General features: G+C 47.4%; 19 protein-coding genes. 8 read left to right on the top strand and 11 right to left on the bottom strand.

The genetic code is table 11. The annotated features are described in order from the left end of the window. The first annotated feature begins 91 nt into the window (after positions 1 to 91). The 4 genes from trhA to D0Y50_RS03630 all read left to right on the top strand — a co-directional run bounded on the left by trhA (position 92) and on the right by D0Y50_RS03630 (position 5158). Positions 92 to 760, top strand: coding sequence for a PAQR family membrane homeostasis protein TrhA (gene trhA, locus D0Y50_RS03645; RefSeq protein WP_232366446.1), 669 nt, complete (start codon positions 92 to 94; stop codon positions 758 to 760). Positions 761 to 775: 15 nt separating this feature from the next. Beyond that, positions 776 to 1285, top strand: coding sequence for a protein-tyrosine phosphatase family protein (locus D0Y50_RS03640; RefSeq protein ID WP_117315550.1), 510 nt, complete (start codon positions 776 to 778; stop codon positions 1283 to 1285). A gap of 283 nt (positions 1286 to 1568) precedes the next feature. Further along, the gene (locus D0Y50_RS03635; protein WP_170145442.1) at positions 1569 to 3623 is read left to right on the top strand and encodes a right-handed parallel beta-helix repeat-containing protein; all 2055 of its coding nucleotides are present in this window, start codon (positions 1569 to 1571) and stop codon (positions 3621 to 3623) included. 59 nt (positions 3624 to 3682) lie between these two features. Then, complete coding sequence (locus tag D0Y50_RS03630; protein WP_108568157.1) at positions 3683 to 5158, top strand: lipopolysaccharide biosynthesis protein; 1476 nt, start codon at positions 3683 to 3685, stop codon at positions 5156 to 5158. A 297-nt stretch (positions 5159 to 5455) separates the two neighbouring features. Here the strand turns inward: D0Y50_RS03630 and D0Y50_RS03625 are convergent, their stop codons facing one another. The 3 genes from D0Y50_RS03625 to D0Y50_RS03615 all read right to left on the bottom strand — a co-directional run bounded on the left by D0Y50_RS03625 (position 5456) and on the right by D0Y50_RS03615 (position 8009). Further along, positions 5456 to 6262 carry a polysaccharide pyruvyl transferase family protein gene (locus D0Y50_RS03625; RefSeq protein ID WP_108568156.1) on the bottom strand — a complete coding sequence of 269 codons (807 nt, stop codon included), beginning with the start codon at positions 6260 to 6262 and terminating at the stop codon, positions 5456 to 5458. Positions 6263 to 6332: 70 nt separating this feature from the next. Next, the gene (locus D0Y50_RS03620; protein ID WP_117315548.1) at positions 6333 to 7124 is read right to left on the bottom strand and encodes a Stf0 family sulfotransferase; all 792 of its coding nucleotides are present in this window, start codon (positions 7122 to 7124) and stop codon (positions 6333 to 6335) included. 24 nt (positions 7125 to 7148) lie between these two features. Continuing rightward, positions 7149 to 8009: a glycosyltransferase family 2 protein gene (locus D0Y50_RS03615; protein ID WP_108568154.1), complete on the bottom strand. Its 861-nt coding sequence runs from the start codon at positions 8007 to 8009 to the stop codon at positions 7149 to 7151. An 88-nt stretch (positions 8010 to 8097) separates the two neighbouring features. Here D0Y50_RS03615 and D0Y50_RS03610 point away from each other — a divergent pair, with 88 nt between their 5' ends. Next, a complete protein-coding gene (locus tag D0Y50_RS03610) occupies positions 8098 to 8883 on the top strand; it encodes a sulfotransferase family 2 domain-containing protein (RefSeq protein WP_108568153.1) in 786 nt (261 codons plus the stop codon). A 92-nt stretch (positions 8884 to 8975) separates the two neighbouring features. On the opposite strand, the gene D0Y50_RS03605 is transcribed toward D0Y50_RS03610, so the two are convergent. From D0Y50_RS03605 to D0Y50_RS03590, 4 genes are read right to left on the bottom strand one after another with little or no spacing between them, the layout of a single operon-like run. Then, entirely contained in the window at positions 8976 to 9965 is a 990-nt protein-coding gene (locus D0Y50_RS03605; protein ID WP_117315546.1) for a glycosyltransferase family protein, read from the bottom strand. Further along, complete coding sequence (locus tag D0Y50_RS03600) at positions 9965 to 11092, bottom strand: glycosyltransferase family 4 protein (protein WP_108568151.1); 1128 nt, start codon at positions 11090 to 11092, stop codon at positions 9965 to 9967. Before D0Y50_RS03600 ends, D0Y50_RS03605 begins: the two co-directional genes overlap by 1 nt. A gap of 41 nt (positions 11093 to 11133) precedes the next feature. Then, on the bottom strand, positions 11134 to 12456 hold the full coding sequence (locus tag D0Y50_RS03595; protein ID WP_117315544.1) for an O-antigen ligase family protein: 1323 nt from the start codon (positions 12454 to 12456) through the stop codon (positions 11134 to 11136). Beyond that, complete coding sequence (locus D0Y50_RS03590) at positions 12440 to 13609, bottom strand: glycosyltransferase (RefSeq protein WP_117315542.1); 1170 nt, start codon at positions 13607 to 13609, stop codon at positions 12440 to 12442. The genes D0Y50_RS03595 and D0Y50_RS03590 overlap by 17 nt, the downstream gene beginning before the upstream one ends. A 565-nt stretch (positions 13610 to 14174) precedes the next feature. Between D0Y50_RS03590 and D0Y50_RS03575 the strand changes: the two genes are divergently transcribed. Continuing rightward, the gene (locus D0Y50_RS03575; RefSeq protein WP_108568146.1) at positions 14175 to 15569 is read left to right on the top strand and encodes a hypothetical protein; all 1395 of its coding nucleotides are present in this window, start codon (positions 14175 to 14177) and stop codon (positions 15567 to 15569) included. 1 nt (position 15570) lies between these two features. Next, on the top strand, positions 15571 to 15981 hold the full coding sequence (locus D0Y50_RS03570; protein ID WP_108568145.1) for a 3-phosphoshikimate 1-carboxyvinyltransferase: 411 nt from the start codon (positions 15571 to 15573) through the stop codon (positions 15979 to 15981). Positions 15982 to 16045: 64 nt separating this feature from the next. Here D0Y50_RS03570 and D0Y50_RS03565 read toward each other — a convergent pair whose 3' ends face one another. Genes D0Y50_RS03565 through D0Y50_RS03550 form a run of 4 tightly spaced genes read right to left on the bottom strand, consistent with a single transcriptional unit; the run spans position 16046 to position 20823 of the window. Next, entirely contained in the window at positions 16046 to 16771 is a 726-nt protein-coding gene (locus D0Y50_RS03565) for a tyrosine-protein phosphatase (RefSeq protein ID WP_108568144.1), read from the bottom strand. 18 nt (positions 16772 to 16789) lie between these two features. After that, complete coding sequence (locus tag D0Y50_RS03560) at positions 16790 to 19009, bottom strand: GumC family protein (RefSeq protein WP_108568143.1); 2220 nt, start codon at positions 19007 to 19009, stop codon at positions 16790 to 16792. Positions 19010 to 19054: 45 nt separating this feature from the next. Next, entirely contained in the window at positions 19055 to 19600 is a 546-nt protein-coding gene (locus D0Y50_RS03555; protein WP_218023558.1) for a polysaccharide biosynthesis/export family protein, read from the bottom strand. Beyond that, entirely contained in the window at positions 19600 to 20823 is a 1224-nt protein-coding gene (locus D0Y50_RS03550) for an outer membrane beta-barrel protein (RefSeq protein ID WP_170145441.1), read from the bottom strand. The genes D0Y50_RS03555 and D0Y50_RS03550 overlap by 1 nt, the downstream gene beginning before the upstream one ends. Positions 20824 to 21357: 534 nt before the next feature. Between D0Y50_RS03550 and D0Y50_RS03545 the strand changes: the two genes are divergently transcribed. After that, complete coding sequence (locus tag D0Y50_RS03545; protein ID WP_108568141.1) at positions 21358 to 22815, top strand: undecaprenyl-phosphate glucose phosphotransferase; 1458 nt, start codon at positions 21358 to 21360, stop codon at positions 22813 to 22815. Positions 22816 to 22923: the final 108 nt, after the last annotated feature.

Raw genomic sequence — 22923 nt, 5'->3', positions numbered from 1 at the left:
CGAGCAACCAGAGGCCGGTACCAACAGGTTCGTTACGGCTATTAACGCAACATAAGGCTGGGGCTGGTATGTCCTGGCGACGGAGCAGACTGTGAGCCGCCAACAGTCAGTGGCCGATGATGCCAATGCGCCTGGTACCGCGCAGGTCTATTCCGCGTTTGAGGAATACCTGAATGCGATCAGTCATGGCATTGGTTTGATTGCAGCAATTGTAGGGCTGGTCCTGATATTAATACGCGCCGATAATCCATTAGCGTTATCGGTAGCTGCGGTCTACGGCTCCACCTTAATACTCATGTTTCTTAGCTCTACGCTCTATCATGCGGTGCATCACCATCAGGCAAAAGGCTGGCTTAAACTGTTTGACCACAGTGCTATTTATTTACTGATTGCGGGCACCTATACCCCCTTACTGCTGGTATCAATAGGAGGCTGGCTGGGTATCACAATGACCGCCTTGGTCTGGACTCTGGCGTTGGCCGGTATTGCATTTAAAATGGTCGCGCAACATCGATTCCCCCGTATCTCAGTTGCCACTTACCTGTTAATGGGCTGGATTGCGTTGGGTGTCATCTACCCGCTTTATCTGGCATTGCCTGGCGCAGGCCTGTGGCTTATCGTGGCAGGAGGGCTTTGTTTTAGCATTGGGGTGCTGTTTTATGTATCAAAAAAGGTAAAATACACCCATGCTATCTGGCATCTGTTTGTGCTGGGCGGCTGCCTTTGTCATTATCTTTCTATTTATTATTATGTGGTGTAACCCAAACGGAGAAGCATGTCTCAACCTGATTCAGTCAGCCCGCTGGTAACTGACTTACGCTGGTTTAAAACCAGCGTAGGGCGTATTTGTCTGGGTTCCAGGCCTTCAATATCTGCTATTGAACAGTTACAGGCGGTGCCGGTAACCCACGTATTTACGCTTCAAACCAGTGCAGAAGACCCCGCCGAACTAGGCCATAGCGTAGAGCAAAACCATCTTAATTGGCGATGGATGCCGTTCGATAATATTCGTAACAGTAGCCAGTCTGATGTGGCAATGTTGCAACAGTACCTGTACGAAACGGGTCAGACCTTGTCACAAGGGGGCAGTATTTACCTGCATTGCGATACCTCTATGCAGCGCTGCCAATTGTTTTTCTATGCCTTATGCCATCATCTACGTATGCCTTCGGCCAGTGCGTATAGTGTATTGCATAGCCTTACTGAAAACGGCCCAAATAGCTTATCTCGCAAAGACTTAGCATGGGCAGCCGATCTGGGCACGTCCGTTCGATACCAGTTTTAGTGCGCCCATTTTGTGGGCTGTTATAGCTGAGATTTAGCGACTGGCACGCCCTGCTTCTGCCAGTCTTGCACATTTTTTGCTTTAAACCTCTTCGTAAAAGTACGTACGTATTCTTAATGATAAAGAATGATGGGCGACAACTGGTAATCTTATTGTAGACGTTGTGTATATATCAGTTCGCCCCTGCGCTTTTGCTATTGTTGTGAAGGTCATCTTGCGGTGCATGATATATCGCGGCTGCTACGCTGTTTTCTTTTCGTTCCCCCTAAAGGAGCCATGTTACATGCGTAAAACGCCAATACTGACTGTGCTTGGTGCACTGTTTTTTGTTTCAGTACCTGCCACCAGCAGTGCTAGCACCAATCAATACACTCTAACCCAGAGTTCGCTAATGGGCGAACAGCCAGGTATGGCGGCGTTAACACAAATGGATGAACAGAACCTCACCTCCCAGGCGCAGGTTCTTGAAGTGGTTAACACGTTAAAAAAGAGTAGCACGTACAAACGTATGCTAAGTAAGCTATCGAAGGGTGAAACTGACGAGGCCGCCGCAGTATTACTGGCGCTTGCTAACGGTGAGTCGTTAGAAAGCAGTATTCCGGTGCTGGCCCAAAACACCACTTATACCAGCAGTGCATTAGTTCGGGCGGCCATGTTACTGTTTCCGCTTGACCGGTACGAACTCTATCGCGATTTACAACAGGCCGACGTATTTGACCAGACCAAATTGCGCAAATGGGCATCTTCGACAGGCGTGTTGACCAGCGCGCTGTATCCCACCAGCATGACAGAACAGGATGTATTTATTCAGCCACTACTGGAGTCGGCCAGTATTACCGTGCAGCATCAGCCCAAAGATGCACGTATCGTGGCGTCTTATAAAGCCGCTGGCAGTGATGATGAGTGGCAGCAAGCCCGCGAACTGGTATTTGAACCCGTCACCGGAGTACATACCGGGCCCATGGTTTATCTTGATGCGGGTACGCGTTACGACGTAAAAATAGAAGTGACGACCAAACAAGGTGATGTGGCCAACCTCACGCAACAGTTTACTACCCGCGCAGACAAACCGCCGATTGATCCGGATAAGGTATATCACCTGGCTGACTTCTATAAGGGCGGCACATTAGATCTTGAAGCATTAAAAATTGAAGGTACAGCCGACGGCTGGGCCAAGATTGTGGGCGATAAAGACACCGTTATTGAGGCCACAGAAGGCAACCGTCATGCCATTCGTATTGGTAACAACAGCTATGTTTACTTTGAAAACATTACTGTTCGAGGCGGACGCACCCATAGTATATACGCTGACCAGGCCCACCATATCTGGATCAACCAGTGTGATATCGCTGAATGGGGTCGCGAACCGAATATTATTAAAAAAGGGGTGGCGTATGAAAAAGAAGGTGCCGAACCCATTAATTATGACTCCGCCATTTATCTTCGCCAGACTGGTGTGGTCACGGTAGAAAACTGTCATGTACATGACCCCGTCCCCTTTTCAAATGATTGGCGCTATGGGCACCCCAAAGGCCCTAATGCCTTCTTTGCCCATGCAAATCATCCTGATCCACAATATAAAGGCCAGGTGGTTATCCGCAATAACCGGTTTGTGGGAAAACCGGGGCATCGCTTTAACGATGTAATTGAAGGCCGGAAAAATTCTGAACCGTTAGGCGGCTTTGTGCGCGATGCTGCTATCTACAATAATACCTTTGCTTATGGTAACGACGATGCAATTGAAGTCGACGGCGGCCAGTATAATGTGATGGTATATAACAACGATATGTCGCATACCTACACTGGGGTTAGTGTTATTCCCACGCGTATAGGACCCAGCTTTGTGTTTAACAATTATATCCACGACCTGGGCGATGAAACCGGCAAGCAGTGGGCCGGCATAAAAATGGGTGGGTTACTGGCCGGGGCCTACGGTAAATCCTATCTGTTCCACAACCTGATAGAGGTTAACCGCAACGGCTTTACGGCGTCGCGCTTTCAGGAAGACAGTTCCCTGCTGACCCATGCGCAAAATAATATTGTCATCACTTTTAAAGATAATAAAACCGTAGGCTATAATCTATTTGACCAGGAAGGCTTTGCAGGCAGTACGTTTGTGAACAATTATCTTATCAATATGAAACGTGCCGCCCCTAAGATAATGGGCAGTATTACTGTGCCGTACACCTTTCCTGAGCTGGTAAATACGCAAAAAGCGCAGGAACTTGTGGATAGTGGTGAACAGGTTACTTTACCTATCGACGGCCAGTATAGAATACCTAATTTCAGCCATGTGACCGCTGACGGCAAAAACTTTATTTATGGAATCGTAAAATAGGCAAGCTTCCTGCTTGCCTTAGGTTTCTTTATTAACTAACACGGAATGTGCGGTAGTACATGTCATTAAAAGCAAAATCGATTACGGGTGCATTTTTCAACCTGTCGGCCAATGGCTTTGCCCAGATTGTTAACTTCGTAGTCTACGCCATTATGGCCAGGATCCTCGGCGTTGAGGAATTTGGCCTGGTGGCTATCTGTCTGATGGTAGTGGAATTCTGTAACCTGTTTGTTACCGTTGGAATCAGTCAAAACCTGATACAGCGCGATAAGTGGGACAACCAGTTTGCCAGCTTGTCATTCTGGGTATTAATGGGGGTGTCAGGCGCAATTGCTTTGCTCATCTTCCTGATTGCAGTACCGATAGCCTACTACACTTACTCTGAACTAGCCGCTCAACTGATTGCAGCTTTGGCGATAGTGCCAATTGCCAATGGTTTCAGGTTAGTCCATAAAACCAAGCTGGAACGGGACTTTGAGAATAAAAAGCTAGCAGCGTATGAAGCTGCAGGTGTATTGGTTGGCGGGATTGTATCGGTAGTGACGGCCCTGCAAGGGTTTGGTGCCTGGGCTATTATATTCGGTAAAATTGTGCAGGCCGTTGTGTCTACCGTTTTAACCTGTATCCGCTCAGACTTTCGCCCTGAAAAGGTCACCAGTAAAGATCATCTGCCGGAAATAATTGCTTTTTCCAAGCCGCTGATTGCGATGTCATTCGTCAATTTCTTTTCGCAAAAAACCTCCAATATTATTATTGCTGCGTTTCTGGGCGCGGCCACCTTTGCTTATGCTTCGGTAGCTAAACAGGGGTTTTCGGTCATCAACAATCTTACGTTCCAGCCGCTTAACCGGATAGCTCTGGCAGGGTTGTCGCGGGTTGATGATGCCCGGCTAAGCCTTACCTTCGGGCGTATCGTGGGGATGACGGCACTGTTTGTGTCGCCGGTATATTTTGGTATCGGCGCAGTAGCTCATCCGTTTATTGACGTGGTATTTGGCGATAAATGGACCACCAGCGCGTATCTGTTATCGATTTTGGCTTTGATGTCGCCCACGCAGGTAATGGCTTACTATTTACCAAACCTGCTGATATCGCGCGGGTTACCCCATCAGGCCTTTAAGCTTAATATGATTAACCTGGCAGTAAACCTGGCTTTACCCCTGGCCGCTGTGCCGTGGGGGCTGTATGCGGTCATTATTGCCCTGGTGGTGGCTAACTATATTACTCTGCTGATGAAATTTGCCTTGGTCAAACGTCACTTGGGTATAGGTGTAATGGATGCGTGGCGTAATACGTGGATGTTTTCCATGGCTTCAATCGTGATGTATGCAGCTGTACTGTATATCGATCGTATGAACGTGTATGCGCTGGATAATGTCTATCTTGAACTAACCGCGCTGGTCTTCACCGGAGCGCTTATCTACGGGGCTATTCTGATGCTGTTTTTCCGCCAGCATACGTTCAAAGTAATGGGCGAGCTAAAAAACCGTCGGGGCCAAAAAAAGGCCGCTGTGCAACAGCCGGTAAAACCCTAGCGTAGGGTTTAGCAAAATCAGATGGCTCGCAAAAAAGATCGATAGCGACGAGGTGAATAACAAGGGGTTGGCCAGCTTAAATTCGGCGGGCTATTTGCCGCTAAGCTCCCCCCACTAAGCCAATCCCTTTGTAGGCTATAGCAGTGGCTGTAGTCAGCCGCTTGCGGCTACCCTGCGAAGGACCGAAACGCAAAAAGGCTTGCCCGATGGCAAGCCTTTTTCTTTATTGGGCCGTAATGCTGAACGGTTAATTTACCTTATGCAGCTATGCGCCCGCCCCTGCTTATTAGCAATGGGTTATTTGGTGCCCCACAAATCAAAGGGGAAAGCCTGATACAGTTTATTGGCAATAGGCGTAAAGTTAGGCGGCATTACCACGCTCTTACTTAATCCTTCATCTACTGTAGTTACTTTAGGGATATCATTACGTCCGGTACCCTGAAAATAATCTTCATACTTAAACATCGACTCTCCACTGCCTGAGTCAAAGAAGATAGCTGGCACTCCATAGGCTTCTGCGATAATCACGCCATGTAACGAGCTAGAAATGACCAGCTTGCTGTTAATAATACTTTCAATAAACGATCCTGGGTACTGCATTGGGGAAACCAGAGCGTCTTCGTGACCCTTATATTTAGCCATATCGTCATTCATATGATTAATAACGATATATTCTTTCTTCTCAGCTTTTTCCATCAACGCCTTAGGATAAAAATAGGGCAGCAAGATGGCCGGATCGCCATAAATCTGTGGTACCTCTATGCCTCGGTTCATCAAATAATCGCGGGTCAATGGGCCACGCACGGCGCGCACATCAAGGCTTTTAAATTTATTGACCTTATCATCCATCTTTTTATTAAGGCCGGTGCCCCAGATGGCATCGCCGGTGTTGGCGAAATGCAGTACCGAGCCAACACTAACCAGCTTTTTATCGTGATTGAGTTTGTCGGTAATCAGTTTCCCTTTGTTTGCAAGGATTCGGTTAACCAGATCATAGGCCACATAATCGCCAATATTAGGACGTGGATCTTTTTTTGACTGCCACCAAAAAATCAGCGACTTCTCTTTTGCGTATTTTTGCTTTTCAGCCCATTGATAAAACATTACCTGTCCTTTCGTGCTTGTCTATTCGTGGTGCTGCTATACCACGATAGCAGCCATATTTTATGCATTATTATTTGGTAAACTTACGGGCCAGCCGGCGTAGCGGGCTCTCACGGTTATAACGTAACAGTTCATCGTTGCCATTAAACTGTTCTATAAAGCGCGCCGTCCACTGTTGGTTTAATTCGTTACTTTGCTTTCGGGTGACTGGCGCACGGGGTATACGGGCAGAGTCAATGTCCTGTTGCATGAAATCCGCAATACGCAATACCGTATTGGCGGTATTGGCTTTTACATCATCAAAATTTAAATCCATATAACGGGCCCCGCTCGCCGACAGGGTGTATTTCCAAGAGCTGTTTTCAAACAGGATACGGCGCAGCCCGTTGTCGATATCTTCTGCATGGTAAACAGGCTGGCGTCCTTTACTCTGGTCTGCAATCCATGATCCTGTTTGTTTGGCCATCGCCAATGACACAGCCTGAGACATCACATCATGCCGGGTAAGTAAGACAAAGTGAGGGTTTGGAAACAACTGGCGTAACGCGTTAAAGCCCCCCAGCGCGGGCAAGTGAGAATAGTGCACTTTGATGCCGAAGACGCCGTTTGGCGAGGTACGACGACGCATGATGGCCTGCATACATTTTTTTGTATCGGCCTCCTGCAGCTTTTCCTTCCACTGTTGCAAATTCTTGCTGTTGGCATATTCCAAGGGAAAGCCAAAGGCCCCGGTTTCATGTAGAACGTGACCCAGCATATGGCTTCCAGAACGCACAGTAGACGCAATAATCAGCGTTTTGCGGGTGTCTGTCTGATGCGGGTAATCGTGTTTGTCATTAAACTGATCTTCGTACAGTTCCATCTACTCTCTCCTGTCAGCGATAGCCTATGCCCGACTACGCAGCTTTTTTGCGGTAACATTGGCCAAATGAGAAAAGGTCCATTTTATTCCGGCCATCCGCACTGACATCATGATCCACTTCAGCTTTTGTTGTTTTAACGGCAGGTATACCAGCAGTTGGGCTGCTACCCGCTTACGATAATTGTCTTCACCCAAAAAGGTCCGGTGCTTATCCGCCGAACGCAATCGCACTACAGCTTGATCAGGCGACATTTTGGCTACTTTGGCGCCTATACCATCCATATTCATAAACCGATACAGGAAAATTGCCCGCGGAATATTTACCAGATTATAACCCTGCTCAAGCAACCGGACATACATATCCCAGTCTTGGCCGTTGGGTAATGTTTCATCAAAGCGCTCTTTTAACGCCAATTCGCGCTTAATGCTAAAACCACTCATACCGCAATACTGGTTTCCCGTACGCAAAACTTGCGCTTCCACCTTTGCACCAGGTTGCACAAATACTTCATCTTCTTTGCCCAGATTCTGATACCCGCTTACTACCGCATCGGCGCCATTTTCATACGCATTGATATGCTCCAGTAAATAATCAGGCATCCACACATCATCGTCATCTAAAAAAGCAATAATATCGCCCTGTGCGGTATCTACGCCGATGTTACGTGCTTTATTAGCGCCAGACGACTCGTTCAGGTATTGGTAAACGAAATTCTCTTTATCAGCAAATTTCGCTATTACATCCTCATATGGCAAGGAAGATGCATCGTTCACCACAATCACTTCCAGTGGCTTAACTATTTGAGCGAAAACACCATCCAATGCTTCTTCGAGGTCCTTGGGGCGGTTAAAGGTCGTAATGACGACGCTGACGGTATGGCTCATAAGTTCCCTGCGAATTTTGATAAATAACAATTAACTGGTTTAGAAGTCTGTTGAGATTTCCATTAATGAAGGTAAAGGAGCAAGAATCATGCAAGAAATCTTAAAGCAGCAGTCAGAAAAATATCTGGCCAGATATCCCAAGATATTTTTCTGTCACGTGCCTAAGTGTGCAGGAGTGTCTTTATCCAAGGCTATCTACGCTTCTGTCTACCCCAGCTTTTTAAAGGCAACCCGCTTTGCCAGCTATATTGATTTAAAAAGCAGCCGGGTAAGCGAGGCGCTGCTGGGGATTGATATGATGACCGCTCGTGAGAGTCAGCTGATCACCCATTTAAATGCTGAACATATGTTGTATACCAACGGCCACTGTATTGCACGCCCCTCCGTAGTTAGTAAGTTTTACACTGACTGGTACTTTTTGACTATACTGCGCGATCCGGTAGACCGGTTTATTTCTGAGTTTGTGTATAACAAATTTAAAAAAACCGAATGGTTGAAGCATGACGAAGACATCGAGGCCTATGTCGATTCTGCCAAAGGTATCAGTGCCGGCATGACCTACGCTAAATATTTTTCGGGCTTTACCAACCCGCAGGATATCCTCGCTAACCGGGAAGCCGCAATCGAGTCAGCCGTAGCCAATTTGAGACAGTTTGCGGTAGTGGGGACCTTGGATAACATGGAACAGTGGAAGCAAGACTTCAATCAAAAATTTAATACCAGTATTAAAATATCCAGTAAGAACAAAAGTCCAAATCAGGGAGCTTCGGCAGATATTCTGGAAAATCCAACCCTGATGGCGAAAATAAATCAGCTGTGTGAAATCGATCAGGCTATTTATCAACAGGTAAAAGGGATTACAAAGGCAGCGTAATATCGCTGGACTACCAGAAAATGCTGAACCAGACCACAAAAAGCCGGCGTACTGCCGGCTTTTTTAGTGCTGTATATCAAGCGGTATATCGCTTAGCCTTCCAGTACAACCCGCCACGACTCTTTAATGGCCCGATCGCCATACCGGCCTACGGCTTGCTCAACCACCATTCCTGCGCTGGTATAGGCCAGCGCTGGCAGTTGGCCAGCTAAATCAGTTTGGTCGAGTATCTGAACAAACGAAAACTCGGCCATCTTGGTTCGCGCGAACGCTGAATCAAAACACAGAACATTGGCACCCAGGCTTAGCGCCATGTAGAAGGTACCGGAGGAGATCATCGCGCCATCTTCATGCGGGATAATAACAAAACGGGTATCGGCTACGGCTCGCTCCAATGCGTCCTGCTCAATAAAGGCATTTTCCCATACCACATTAAGTTGGCGCTGATTGATAATTTGATGCAATTCGTGGGTATGCGCTTTATCTGAGCAATAACCCATAATACGCAGATGCACACCGGCAGGCCAAATTTTAAGTAACCCGTCCAGACGTTTGTAAGGCTTGATGGAGCCAAAGTACAAGAAGTCGATGGTGCGCGGCCGATTTACCGTATCGTTAAAAAATGCTGCCAGCTCGGCATCAGGCTTATATAAGGGGTGCTTCACCACACTGGACTTAATTTCAGGCGTCATTTCCAGTGTTACCACCCGATGGGCAACCAGCCGCATCAGCCCGGCAATAATATTAAAAAGTAGGGTTTTTGTCGCGGCGTTGTGGGGCTTAAAGTTGTGCCGGAGCCAGATGATATTGGCACTGAACAAGCGCATGCTCAATAAGCTGGCTATAAAACCAACTATAAATATCCATCGTTTGATACCATGGAGCCCGCGTCGGTAAGGCTGATCTTCGTACCAGTTTAAAACCACTGAATTATGCTTTCTGCTCGCCACGTTAGCAGGCCGGAACAATGCCTTAAGTGGCGACAACTGATAGCCTAGCTCGGTAAATACCCCTTTTGTGCGCTCGATAAAGCCATTGCTGTGTTCTATCGGGTAAAGAAACAACCGTTTTGAAGCCACCATCAGTTAGCGGCTTGCCCCGATACAGGTGCGCCAACCGCTAACCTGCGCGCAATATCAAAGGTATCAACTGAAATATTATCCCAGTTAAAAGTAGTCAGGAATGTTTCGGTATTAATGGCTAACGCCAATGACTCAACATGGGTTATTTTGTGGGCCAGATGGTCGGTGTCACCAACCCGAAAATAACAGTCGGCTGGCAAGCCAATATCCATGTTCGGCACAATATCACTCAAAATAACCTGGGTACCGGCGGCGATTGCTTCCAGTGCAACGATGGGCAGGCCTTCATGATAAGACGGCAAACAAAATACCCGGGCAAATTTATATAACGCATTCAGCTCGTCACCACTGCGACGGCCCGCAAAAATAATGTTATCAGAAGCCTGCTTTGTCAGGTTACGCGAATACTCATCTTCGTGATCGGCGCTTCCTACCACCACCAGCTTCAATGGTGTATCACTTTTACGATAGGCCTCAACCAAATCGTGGAAGCCCTTTTCTGGCACCAGCCGACCTACTGTAAGAACGTAGGTTCCCGGCGTCAGACCAAGATCAGCAGGCAGCTTATCGGCACTTAAGTCAGCATCTACGCCAGTGAGCGCGCCGTTCGGAACAAAGGTGATGTTATTGGCGCGCTTTTGATTATTTTCTTTCAAGCGGCCAGTCAGTGTGCGACCTACAACAATCGCGCGGTCTGCAAACTTCACCGCCATTGACTCACCAAACTTAAGTAACCGTTTAGCAAACTGATTCCATTTTTGACGGTCATAGTCAGCGCCGTGGTGGGTCACCATCACCTGTAAGCCTAGCAGCTTGGCTAGCGGAGTAAATAACGCTGGGCCAATACCATGAATATGTAATACATCTGGCTTAACAACGAAACGCGCGTAAAAGATCGCCAGGAAAGTATGTAAAAATGTCTCGGCAAATTTGTGTTTGACGGTCCACACAGATCTTAATTGCACGCCTTCAAATTCTTTTCGTTCTTTATCAACATAAGGAGAACGGCAAATAACGGTCACTTCCATCCCGGCTTTGACGAGTCTTGGATAAAGCTGCTGGCAATGGGACTCTATTCCACCCATGACATCAGGAATTCCACGTAAACCAACGGCACAAAGTTTCATATCTATCTCCAATAAACGCCGTTGAATTCTTCGGCGACCATCTACAAACGAACCAGTTTCGCTACAAAAGCGGGGGCGTGACTTTCACTACCATGCAGTAATCGTACCGGGGCTATAGTATTGCCAATTAATATCGCATAGAGGATAAGCCCTTCGATATTCCACAGCGGCATAGTGGCAAAGCACATGATTAAAAAGCCCACCATAGAGGCGAATAGCATTAGCGCATAACGGCGGCTTTTAATGCGTAAGGAATGCCGTAAAAACGCCCCTACGGTTAACATAAATAATGTCAGGCCCAGCAAACCGTATTCAAAAAGAAACGATACATACGTGTTGTGCGCGTACTTGGGAAATCTGCCACTCCAGGATTCCGGTCCCCAGCCCACCAGCTGGTTTATCCAGGGGCCCTGGGTGTAGGTATAAATATACTGACTCCAAATGTATACCCGGGCTGAAAAGATGTCTTTTTCCGCTTCGGAGTAATACATCGGCGCTTTCATAAGATCATCAAGGCTGGTTAAAAATACGAACACATCGGCGAAGCGGTCCTGCATGGAATAAGACAACACTAAAAACGCCAGGCTCATACCAAAAAAGGACGCGATCATAAATACTGGCTTATAACGCAAGGCTATTTTGGCTTCCATCGTGGTGTAGGCAAAAATCGCCGCCATGGGCAGAATAGCCAATACAGAGGTTCGATAATTGGCGATCACCAGCAAAATACACCCCAGGAAGAAGAGGCTGCCGCGAAACTTTATACGCCCGGGAGATAGCAGTCCTACCACCAGTATAAAACTGGCGATAATCATAGAGAACGCGGCTTCGTGGTTGTACCCGCCAATGTAGCTGGTAGAACCATCCGCTTCAGTGGCTTTGGCTTCACCAAGCACGATGGACATAATCTGTAGGGTTACCGGTAAAAAGAACGCGACCAGTAATTTCCTGAGTACCTCATCTTTGCCTACCTTTCGAATAGCCATAAACATAGCCCCGGTAATGACCAGGAAGAAGCACCATTTAACCAGTACGTTAATCAGCCCAACCACGTTACCGTTTAGCAATCCGCTGATTAAAATGCAGGCGAAAAAGCCATACAGTAAGGCCAGATTTCGCAGCGACAATACACTGCGCGGCAATAGCAGTAGCCCCATGCCTGCAATTCCTATAGAGGCAATAGCGTTAATGGAAAACCCGGCAAACAGGGGGGTGTAAGTAAGTTGATGGAAAGCTGACAAAAAGAAACGCAGCCAGATAGCTACCACCACAAACGCCAGGTATTTATTGCAGCGGCGCGAGATCGTTCGGTAAACCAGATACGCGCTAAGTAAGCCAAATACAATCTTAACCAGCAGGAACATAGTGACTCTCTTTGTACTGCCCAGCAGCAGGATTAATTACCTGAATAATTTTTTCGCGGAAAATAGCATTGCTGAAGTCCTGGGCGCGCAGCGCACTTTGCGCACTGTAGCGGGCGAGTTGGTCTGCGTTATCCAAATGGTTGAGCGCCGCAGCAACCCCCTCAACGTGATTGGTTTCACATAAACAACCATAGGGTTGTTCAGTAAACCCGCTGACCTGCAACGGATACTGGCCAGATAAAATTTCTGCCGGGCCGGATTCGCAATTGGTCGCGATCACCGCTTTACCCAGGCACATAGCCTCCACAATGGCGTTGGGAAAACCTTCCGCATTGGAAGTAGAGACAAAAAAACGAGCGTGTTTCAAATAAGGGTAAGGGTTTTCTCGAAAGCCAGCAAAATGTACCCGGTCTGCAATACCTAACGCTGCGGCCTGGGCTTTTAACGCCGTGAGCTGGTCGCCCTGCCCTAAAATCAATAAGTCGTCAGTGAGGGTGCTTTGCGCCAACGCCTCAAGCAATAAGCTAAAGTTCTTGTTTTTGACCAGGCGTCCCGTACCGATAATAAATGGCTTTGCCGGCAAATCTGTTACCGGCTCGGCGGCCAGCCGCTCAATCTGTGCAATGTCATAAGGATTGTAAATAACATCCAGGTGATCGGGTGCAACATTGAAATTTGCTATCAGGTCGGCGCGGACCCCTTCTGACACAGCAATAACTCGCTGAGCCCGCGGATACGACATCTTTACCATCCACTTGCTGATGGTATCTTTCAGACCACCGGAAAAATGGCTACTGGTATTGACGCGTTCACTTAAAATAGCCTGAAACCCCACTTGCCGCGCTATTGCCACGTTCAACATGTTACTTCGGGTTAAAAAGCTGATACAAAACTGCGGATTTATCGCATCGAGTTTTTGTTTGGCCAGCTGATAACCTTTGACCAAAGAGCCCTGCGTATCCAGCGTAATTTTATTTACATAATCAGGGCAACGATGAGCCTCCGGCAAATCGTCAAGCAATATCAGGTACACCGACAATTGCTGTTCTTTAAAATACGCTTCCATGATTGCCAGCAGCTTACACATGACGCGTTCCGCCCCACCACCTTCCAGTGAGTTAATCATAAACGCTACATTAGTCGTTTGCTGCATTGACGATATCCTTATTTAACCGAATTGCCTTAGCCGTCCTTTGGCATGTATACCGGACGTTTAGAATGTGTATTGCTCTGCCATTCAGCTTTTATGCCAGCTACGCCACTATCAGGCCTGGGCTGACGAAACCAGGCTCTTTTGATAGCAATCAGGGTAATAGTCAGGGGCTGTCCTTGCTATTAAGCATAGAACATTGTGGTAACAGCATCGGTTTTTTGCGCTTCGCCGTTTTTATTACAGGGCACGGCATATACTGGCAAACCTAAACCCGTTGAAAGAACAATATGTGGTACAAAAATAGTTGTATCTGTAGCCAACCGGCAACATTTTCACTGAGTGGGTAAATATGGCGGTACACATTTGTGGTGAAGGCGGGTGAATATTGGCGGGCTTCCACTAAAACGCGATATTTGCCTCGCCGTGAATGCGTTAAATCTGTAAACTTCCCGCGTTTTTTTAAACTGGTCAGAACTTTGCTTAATCCCACGGTGGATAACAATAACGATAATAGCCATGTAATCGCCTGGTGGCGGCTTACATGCCAGGAGGCACTGCATACCCGGTGAATACATCTTTAACACCCCAACCCCTTTTTTATTTTCCGGGCCGCTATTATTTGGTGGGGTTTCTGGCGATATTGCTTTGGTTACCTATACCGGTGGGTTCAGCCACGGCCTGGGGCTGGCTGACGACTACCGTGGTACTGGCAGGTTTGATAGGCCTGTACATTCGTCAGCATACCGCTTACGCATTGGAAATTTTGTTGGAAAACCGCTGGGTTATCGGCGTATGGTCGCTATTGGCAGGCTGGCACCTGATTCTGCTGTTTCCGCTGATCGAAGGCATGCTGGAGTGGCTTCGACCACTTCGCGCCCAACTGGCATTTGCCGAAGCCAACGATTGGTTAGCATTAACGTATAGTACCTCTGATACATTTACCTCTTTACTCAGAACATTAAGCTACTGGGGTTTGTTTACCCTGACATTGCTGCTGTTTCGTTCTGCCGCCCGCGTTAAGCTATTATTGCGCTGCGTAGCTGCGGTAGGCTTATTTGAGATGCTCTACGCGGCTCTGCCGGTATTTCTAGAACTGGACCGCAGCCTGGTCCTGGATTTACCGATTGAAGGGGGCGCGACTGGTACTTTTCTGCGCCAGATTGGATATGGGCATATAGTGTTTATGGCATTATGTGCAGTGCTGGGCTTATTGGTAATTCGCATCAAACCGTCAGCCGTACGTACAATGCGCCAACGCATTCGACGCATCGTAAAATACTTTTTCAGTAAGAAAGCCGCGTTACGTATTGCTGCACTGTTATTATTTGGCGGTATGGTCATGGCCGGGCAATATACGCTAATTTGGCTTGGCGCCATTGCCACCTTACTTTCTGCATTGGCTGGATACCTGCTGTTTTCACCTCGGCCGAAATTATTCAGTACCTTTATGTTGAGCCTGCTGGCCGCTAATATTATTACGATTATTGTCGCCACCTACCTGGCCGATCGCGCTACCCCGCCACCACCGCCCATCATTACCCAGGAAGACGCGCAATGGCCCCACGCCACACCTGATGTGCTTGAACACTGGTTTTTAGGCTCGGGGCCCGGCACGGCGAAAGACGGCGAAACCGATCAGGTAAATCTGCCGGTTTCAGGCGTTCTGCCTATTGCTCAAGACGATGTAAGTCAGTTTGTGGCCGAATTTGGGGTGCCAGTATCCTTACTTTACGCTGGTATGTTCTTATGGTGTACCGGGTGTGCGGTAATGGCGATGGCCCGCCGGCGTCATTTGATCTTTCGGGGCGCGGCGCTATCGTGTACCGCGGCTTTAAGTGGTACTGCCTTATTGGCTTTGTACGACTCACCGTTGCAGTCACCTGCCAATGCGGCCTATGTTTCTGTTATGCTTGGTTTATCCTTAGTCTGTTTACAGTGTCGCAAGTACCAAAGGGCGTAGCGTGCATAAAATCAAACATTCCGTTCATGACTCCTATACTATCCGCCGTTTATTGGAAAAAATGCCGCCTCATATGGCCAGTAGTTTTACCGAAGAACAGCTTATTGAGTTGAATAAGGCGATGGGCGGGCGTAGCTGGGGAAAGCACAAATTAGACGTACGCGGAACCATAAATGTATGGCGTACCAGCTATTATTTTGTGTTTTTGGCCGGGCGGAACGTGCGGGATCTTTCGCGACTTGAGCAACAAATCAGCCGGTTTACGCTAGCCCTGCTATCTACCCTGTTTTTACTGTTTTCACTGGTACTAGGGCTGCTGATCATATACCTGGTAAAATCAGCGTTGGGAATAAACCTTTTTGAAGGGTTTTCGCTGGGCATCTGGAGTTGGTTTAAAGAAAATATCTTTTAGCCTTCACCCACAAAAAAGCCTCTTCAAAAGAGGCTTTTGTATAAATCGGCGGGTTACCCGAGCCCTATGCTACAGGCACACCCACGATCTCCGCCGGATTGTATATAAATAACGCTTCTGCTTTTTCTTTAGAGGCGGCTTTACTGACTACCTCAAAAGCCTCGCCCATATCATTAGGTCGCCGTTTGATATCGTGCGTATCAGAAGCGACCACATCAATCTGGTTGTCTTTAAGCATTGCCATCGCGATGGCCTGAACCTGTTCACCAAACCGCCCGGTAAAAGCGCCAGCTGTTACCTGTAACAAACACCCTTGGTTGCGTAGCCATTGAATCTTCTCCGGCCGCTTCCAAACATCCCGGTTACGTTCAGGATGCGGTATCAATGGCTGTACTCCAGCACTTATCAACCACCTGAATAGTTGCTCAAGACCGGCCGGCATATTGCTATGAGGCATCTCCAGTAACAGTACTTTTTTACCGTTTTTCTGACCCAGATAAGGTAGTTTATCTTCCTTGAACCAGGCGGGCACCATTTCATTGATACGGATTTCCCCGGCCCATGACAAGTTTAGCGCAATACCTTCTTCAGCCACCGCCGTTTGGAGGGCGTTAAACCCCTCCTGAATCATTTCAACCGTGTTATCGAATGTACCCCAATGCATATGGGGCGTACACACCAGATGAGTTACGCCCACTGAGGCCGTTTGGCGGGCCATTTCCAAGGCCATTTCCATGGTCCGGGCACCATCATCAATGCCCGGTATTATGTGACTATGAACATCTATCACTGGCTATCCTTTATAACGCTACGAGTTAGCATTGTAACCGTACTGGTCATAGAAGCCACCGTAGCGCTCTGATACATCTGACCGGCGTAAATCAACCTGATTTAACACCACACCATCGACCCGGTGACCAACCTGTAAAAATCGGCTAAGACCGTTTTGAATCATTTTCTCGCTGGTACTATCTGCACGCACCACATAAATGACCGAGTCACAGGCCTTAGATACCACCATCGCATCACTCACCGCTTGGGTAGGTGCAGTATCCACCACCACGTATTTGTAGTGCTTTTTCAGGTAAGTTATCAACGCGTTGAAACCTTCCCCGGCTAATAGTTCCTGCGGATTAGACGGAATACTTCCGGCACAGATTAGATCAATACCAGACTGTTCATCATGCACCAGACACTCATCCAACGAATGCGTTTTCATGGTCAGGTTAGACAACCCAGGTTGATAATTCGGTACATTAAACCGTTTACCAATAGAGGGGCGCCGTAAGTCAGCATCAATCAAAATGGTTTTGTCCAACTGACCCAGGGCAAACGCTAAATTGGTAGAAACGGTGGATTTACCCTCTTTAGGAACACTGGAAGTCACCAAAATAGCCTGATTTTGCTTCTCCAGGTTCATCAGCGACAAACTGGTTCGCAACGTACGCACGGCTTCTGAAAACTGGTGATATTTGTTATCAAAAAAGGCCCGAAGCGGCATAACTTCTTTGCGCTTTTGTGGAATAAGCGGAATCAAACCCAGCATGCGCTGACCCAGTTTTTTCTCCACATCTTCAACCGAGCGCACACCGCTGTTTAGGGCTTCAAGAACAAAGGCTAAAAATACGCCAAAGCCAAAGCTCACTACAAAGGCGGCACCAATCAGCAGTGTACGGTTTGGCGCTGAAGGGTTGTTAGGCGGCACAGCAGGATCCAGAATTCGCGCATTGGCCGACTCAAAACCACCAATTTCGCTGGTTTCTTTTAAGCGGGTAAACATACTGCTATAGAGCTGTTGGTTGATATCCACTTCACGTTGCAATGCGCGGCGCTTGTTTTCCAATCCCGATAGCTTCCGGTATTCCGATTTTGCCCGCGAGACTTCTTCTTGCAAATTAGCTACACGCTCCTGCGATGCGCGGTATTGCGTGGTAATACTGGAAATTAAATCACGAATTTGAGTTTGCAGAGTCTGGCGTACAGAAGTCAGCTCGGCATTGGCCGCCACCATTTTAGGATGTTTCGGTCCAAACACTTTACTGAGTTCGGATACCCGGCTTTGCGCTTCTGCTTCCTGGCGACGAACACTTTGGATACTGGAATGGTTAAGCACCTCAGGTAACCGGGCTAAAGCACCGTAATCTGCGCCGTTGCGCTGGGTCTGGTCGTAAATAGTACGGTTTTGCTTAAGCGTCGTTTGTGCTTTAAGTAGCTGATCGCTGTACTGTTCCAGCTCTTCTGCGGCCAATCCGACTATACCATTGCTCAAATTGACCAACTGGTTCTCTTCGTAAAAGTCGGTAAGCTGACGTTCCGCTTTTTCCAGTTTATCCTTTAACCCTTCCATGCTTTCATTCAAGAATGACGTGGCCTTGGTGGTCATATCTACCTTAGCCTGAAGGTAGTTTTCTACATACACATCGCCCATGGTATTGGCAATTCTTGCAGCCAGCTCAGCTGAGTCACTAACCGCCGTTATTTCAATAACCTGCGTATTGTTAACTAAATTAACCGATATAGAGTTGGTCAGTTTATTAATTGCTGCCTGACGACGTTTCTCTGCTTTCTGAGTTTCGGTCAGCTCGACTTTTTTCTGTTCAGGTAAAAACGGAATTTTTGACTTAATCCAATTTTTAACGTCTTTAATAATGGTCAGGCCGCCAGAAGACTGGGGCATGAATACCGGGTCGTTAGATAAGTCGAGCTCGTCTACCGCACGGGAGGCAACTTGTCGCGACTGAATAATTTCATATTGAGTTTGCATGTAGTCTTTACGCGATGTATCAGACTTATACACTTCTTCAATGGACATCACATTGGCCGGCTGCGATTCAATCAGCAAGCTGGCAGTAGATGAATAGATTGGCGTCATCTTCATTACAATCAGTGCCACCAGAATGGTGAACAACACTGCAAGAAGAATGATGCGACCAGCGTACCGCTTAAACACCTGCCAATAATGTGAAAAATCGATGGTTTCATCATCGAGGATATTGGCCTGCAGCTGGTCCCTCATTTTAATAGACATAGCTTTTCCTTCGAAATCTGGCTTTAACTAACGCGCTTGGCTTTATCAGAAGAAGCGCTGGGGAACGGTAATAATGTCACCGGGTTGAATCATCTGGCCTACATCCACCTCGAGGGCGGTCTGGCGGCCTTCTTTTTCCCGGATAATCTGAATATCCGACCGTGACGCACGTTCTGTGTAACCGCCAGCCAGAGCAGCTGCTTTGTTCACAGTTAAACCCGGCTGATAAGGGTAGCCGCCGGGGTTTTTCACCTCACCATCAATAAAGAATGGGCGATATTCTATAATTGAAACGGCCACAGAAGGATTGACCAAAAAGTCTCCTTGCAGCCCTTCGTAAATGACATTTTCTACTTCAGACAGTGTGAGCCCGACCAGTTTCAACTCGCCCAGAAACGGGTAATTAATTTTCCCCACATCCGGAAGACGCGTCTCCATCGACAAATCGCTTTGGCCGAAGACATTGATCAGGATTTTATCCCCTACCCCCAGACGATACTGGCTCATACTCGGGTTGCCTTCCTGGGCCACAGCATTCATTACCAGCAACGCCAGTATCATGCCGAACAGGGTCCTCACACTTCTTTTCATTACAATGTTACCTTCGCTGTTAAACCGATGACATCACGGTCGAAATCAATGGTGTCACGGTTACTGTCTCGCTCGTTTAGCTGATAATACACACCCAGTGTTATCCAACGGCGGAACATATAGTCCATGCCGACACTGAAGCGTGTCGTATCGTCTTCACGCAAATTCGCTGCCTGACCTTCGTAGTCATCCGCAATGAATGCAATTTCAGCATTAGTACTTAAACGGTCGACCCACGAATGTTCCCAATTGAGTGTATAAGTTCGGCTGCGAATGTAGTCAGCCAATCCATTGGTTTCGCGGGTATCGGCGGTGGTCGATAATCTGAACTGAGAATACGATACCGGCTTATACGCCATGCCGACTTCCCACGCCACGCCCGAGAAATCTTCACGGTTAGCGGCATCAAATTTCTTTTGCTTGTAACCTATTTTTGCGTAACTGCGGGTGTAGCTATTCGTATTCCAGCTTAAACCGGCCAGTACCTTGTTTTCAACCGAGTCTAACGGGTTGGCGGGATCGGCGGCTTCATCATAAGTGATTTCCTGCCGGGTAGCATCCAGCACTAAATCAGTACTGGGCGCTACTTTGTAGTAAAAGGCCGCACCATAACGTAAATAGTCACGATCCCGATAATCTAAAAATTCACTGTCGCGAAAACCCAACACCTCTTCGCGGTCATCATATTTTATCAGTTCGTAGCCTGCCGTAAGCTCAACCCGGCCACTGGCGCTGCTGGCACCATAGCTATATAAACCATCGATACTGCCTTTTTTATATGTATCAGGTTCGCTTAGCTCATTACCAAAGCCATTAGAATAAACCCGGCCCCGATCATCGTGCCCATCTTCAAAATTAGCCCGCGCTGAGAATCGATTACGGTCGGAAATAATAAAGTCACCATCGGCATGCAGAAAGTGATCAGTATAGTTATCGCGCTGACTGGAGTAGAAGTCGCCCCGCTGAAGTCGATAACCTAATTCAATTTCGTTACCGGCAATTTCTGTTACCGCCTTCAACTCAGGGGAAATAATACTCACCCAGCTGTTCACCTCAGACGCACTGTCGTTGGCGTAGGTAACATTATTGATGTGAAGAAGTTCCGTGTTCAGCACAGGGATCAGGTCCACACTCCCCATATGATATTTGCCAGCTTCCTGGGCCTGAGATACGCCAGACGCCACCAGGGATAATGCTACGACACTGGAAGTCCTTTTAATCATGATCTCTCCGCGATTTAATTGGTTAGAACAACAGATTTGCCCAGCCCGGCTGCTTAAGGTCTGCTCGCTACACATGACTTACCCTGATCTTGCAGGTAACGGTTAGCGCAACGAATTAAGCTATCGGATAGCAGATGTCTGCGTGATTTGAATTACACCGACTGGCGTATGCCAAATGTATGCCAGATGCAAAAACTATACGGATACTTTTGCTTTCGGTGTCTCTACTGTATTCGCTTAAGATGAACCCGCGATGAATCGCCATGACATACTACTAATACATTTTTACTAACCCGCTTGGATTAGTTTTTTCGCTAAAGAACTTTTATCTGTAATAAAACTACACGAATTAGCCACAGTAGCAACCAGCAGGTTAGACCAGATATTTTGCCTCATATAGGCGATCCAAAGAATAGTGGAACAGTTTGTGCTTTATTTTTCACCAGTACACTATATTTTTTGTTTTTCTAAATGTGTGAATTCAGTAGAGCCTTTGATTTACCTGGTTTACCACTTAGTTGGAGTGAATGAGTTATGAAATTTAATTTACTGCAAAGTCAGGCGCTAAATAGCAACAGTTCTTCTCGCGATGAGAGAAGAAGTGGTATTACCGGACACTATCAAAGCAGTTTCTCTACGTTATACCGTTTAATTGACCTGTCGCTAATCACCGTCTGCTTTTATGCCGCCATATTTTACTATGATTTAACGATCACCACGACGGGAATGATCTTATTATTTATCAATGTGGTGTCCTTCCAGTTGGCGGCGGAAGCGTTGGATTTATATCGGTCATGGCGCAGCAGCCCTACTAGCAGCATGCTTAAAAATACTGCCATGACATGGCTATTAAGCTTTTTCGTTACCATGACCTTAGGTTTTATGTTTTCGCACAGCGTGACGCTGTCGCCATTCATGGTGCTATTCTGGTTTGGTGCTTCTTTTATTACGCTGATCACCTGGCGCGGCGTAATGCGTCAGTTCCTGTTTAAGGTGCGCCGTAATGGCGGAAACTCGCGTTCCGCGATTATTATCGGGGCAACCGATACGGGTTACAACATGGCTGCACAAATGGTCGAAAATGAACATCTGGGTATCCGCTTTAAAGGCATGTATGACGACCGTCCTGCGGACCGGTTAAGTGCTGACCAGGACCATGATATTAAAGGCAGTATTGATGAGGCGATTGAATTAGCTCGCCTGCATCAGGTCGACTATATCTATATTGCGTTACCTACCGCAGCAGAAAACCGTATTAAAGCGATTTTGGAAAAGTGCAGCGATACCACAGCTAATGTGTATCTTATTCCGAACTTTTTCATGTACTCGCTACTGAATTCTCGCTGGCAGTCAGTGGGCAATGTGCAGGCGCTAAGCATTTACGATACGCCGTTCCAAGGCGCTAATGATGTGCTTAAACGCATTGAAGACGTTGTAGTAAGCAGTATTATTCTGGCCTTCTTAGCGGTACCCATGCTTTGTATTGCTGCCGCGGTACGCCTGACCTCGCCGGGCCCGGCTATTTTCCGCCAGAAGCGCTATGGCTTGGATGGTAAAGAAATCACCGTGTATAAATTTCGTTCAATGTCTACGCAGGATAATGGTAAAGAAGTAAAGCAAGCTACTAAAAATGATCCGCGGGTTACGCCATTAGGTGCGTTCCTACGCCGCACCTCGCTTGACGAGCTGCCGCAGTTTATTAACGTGCTGCAGGGTCGCATGTCGATTGTAGGGCCTCGCCCGCATGCGGTGGCGCACAATGAACAATACCGTAAACTGATCACTGGCTATATGTTACGCCATAAGATACGTCCGGGTATTACCGGCTGGGCTCAGGTAAATGGTCTGCGCGGAGAGACAGAAACGGTCAATAAAATGGCCAAGCGTGTAGAATATGACCTGGATTACATGCATCGGTGGTCAGTCTGGTTCGATTTGAAAATCATTCTAAAGACAGTGACCGGCGGTTTTTCTGGCAACAATGTGTATTAATTAAATAAAAAGCCCGCCTGTTTGGCGGGCTTTTTTCATGATTAACCTCACCCGAATGGGTGGTATTTTGTAGTATCATTTCAACATGGCGTGTAATAATTGCGCGCT

It is taken from the genome of Salinimonas sediminis (assembly GCF_003429285.1).
Classification (GTDB): domain Bacteria; phylum Pseudomonadota; class Gammaproteobacteria; order Enterobacterales; family Alteromonadaceae; genus Alteromonas; species Alteromonas indica.
This window is presented reverse-complemented; position numbering and strand designations above follow the sequence as displayed.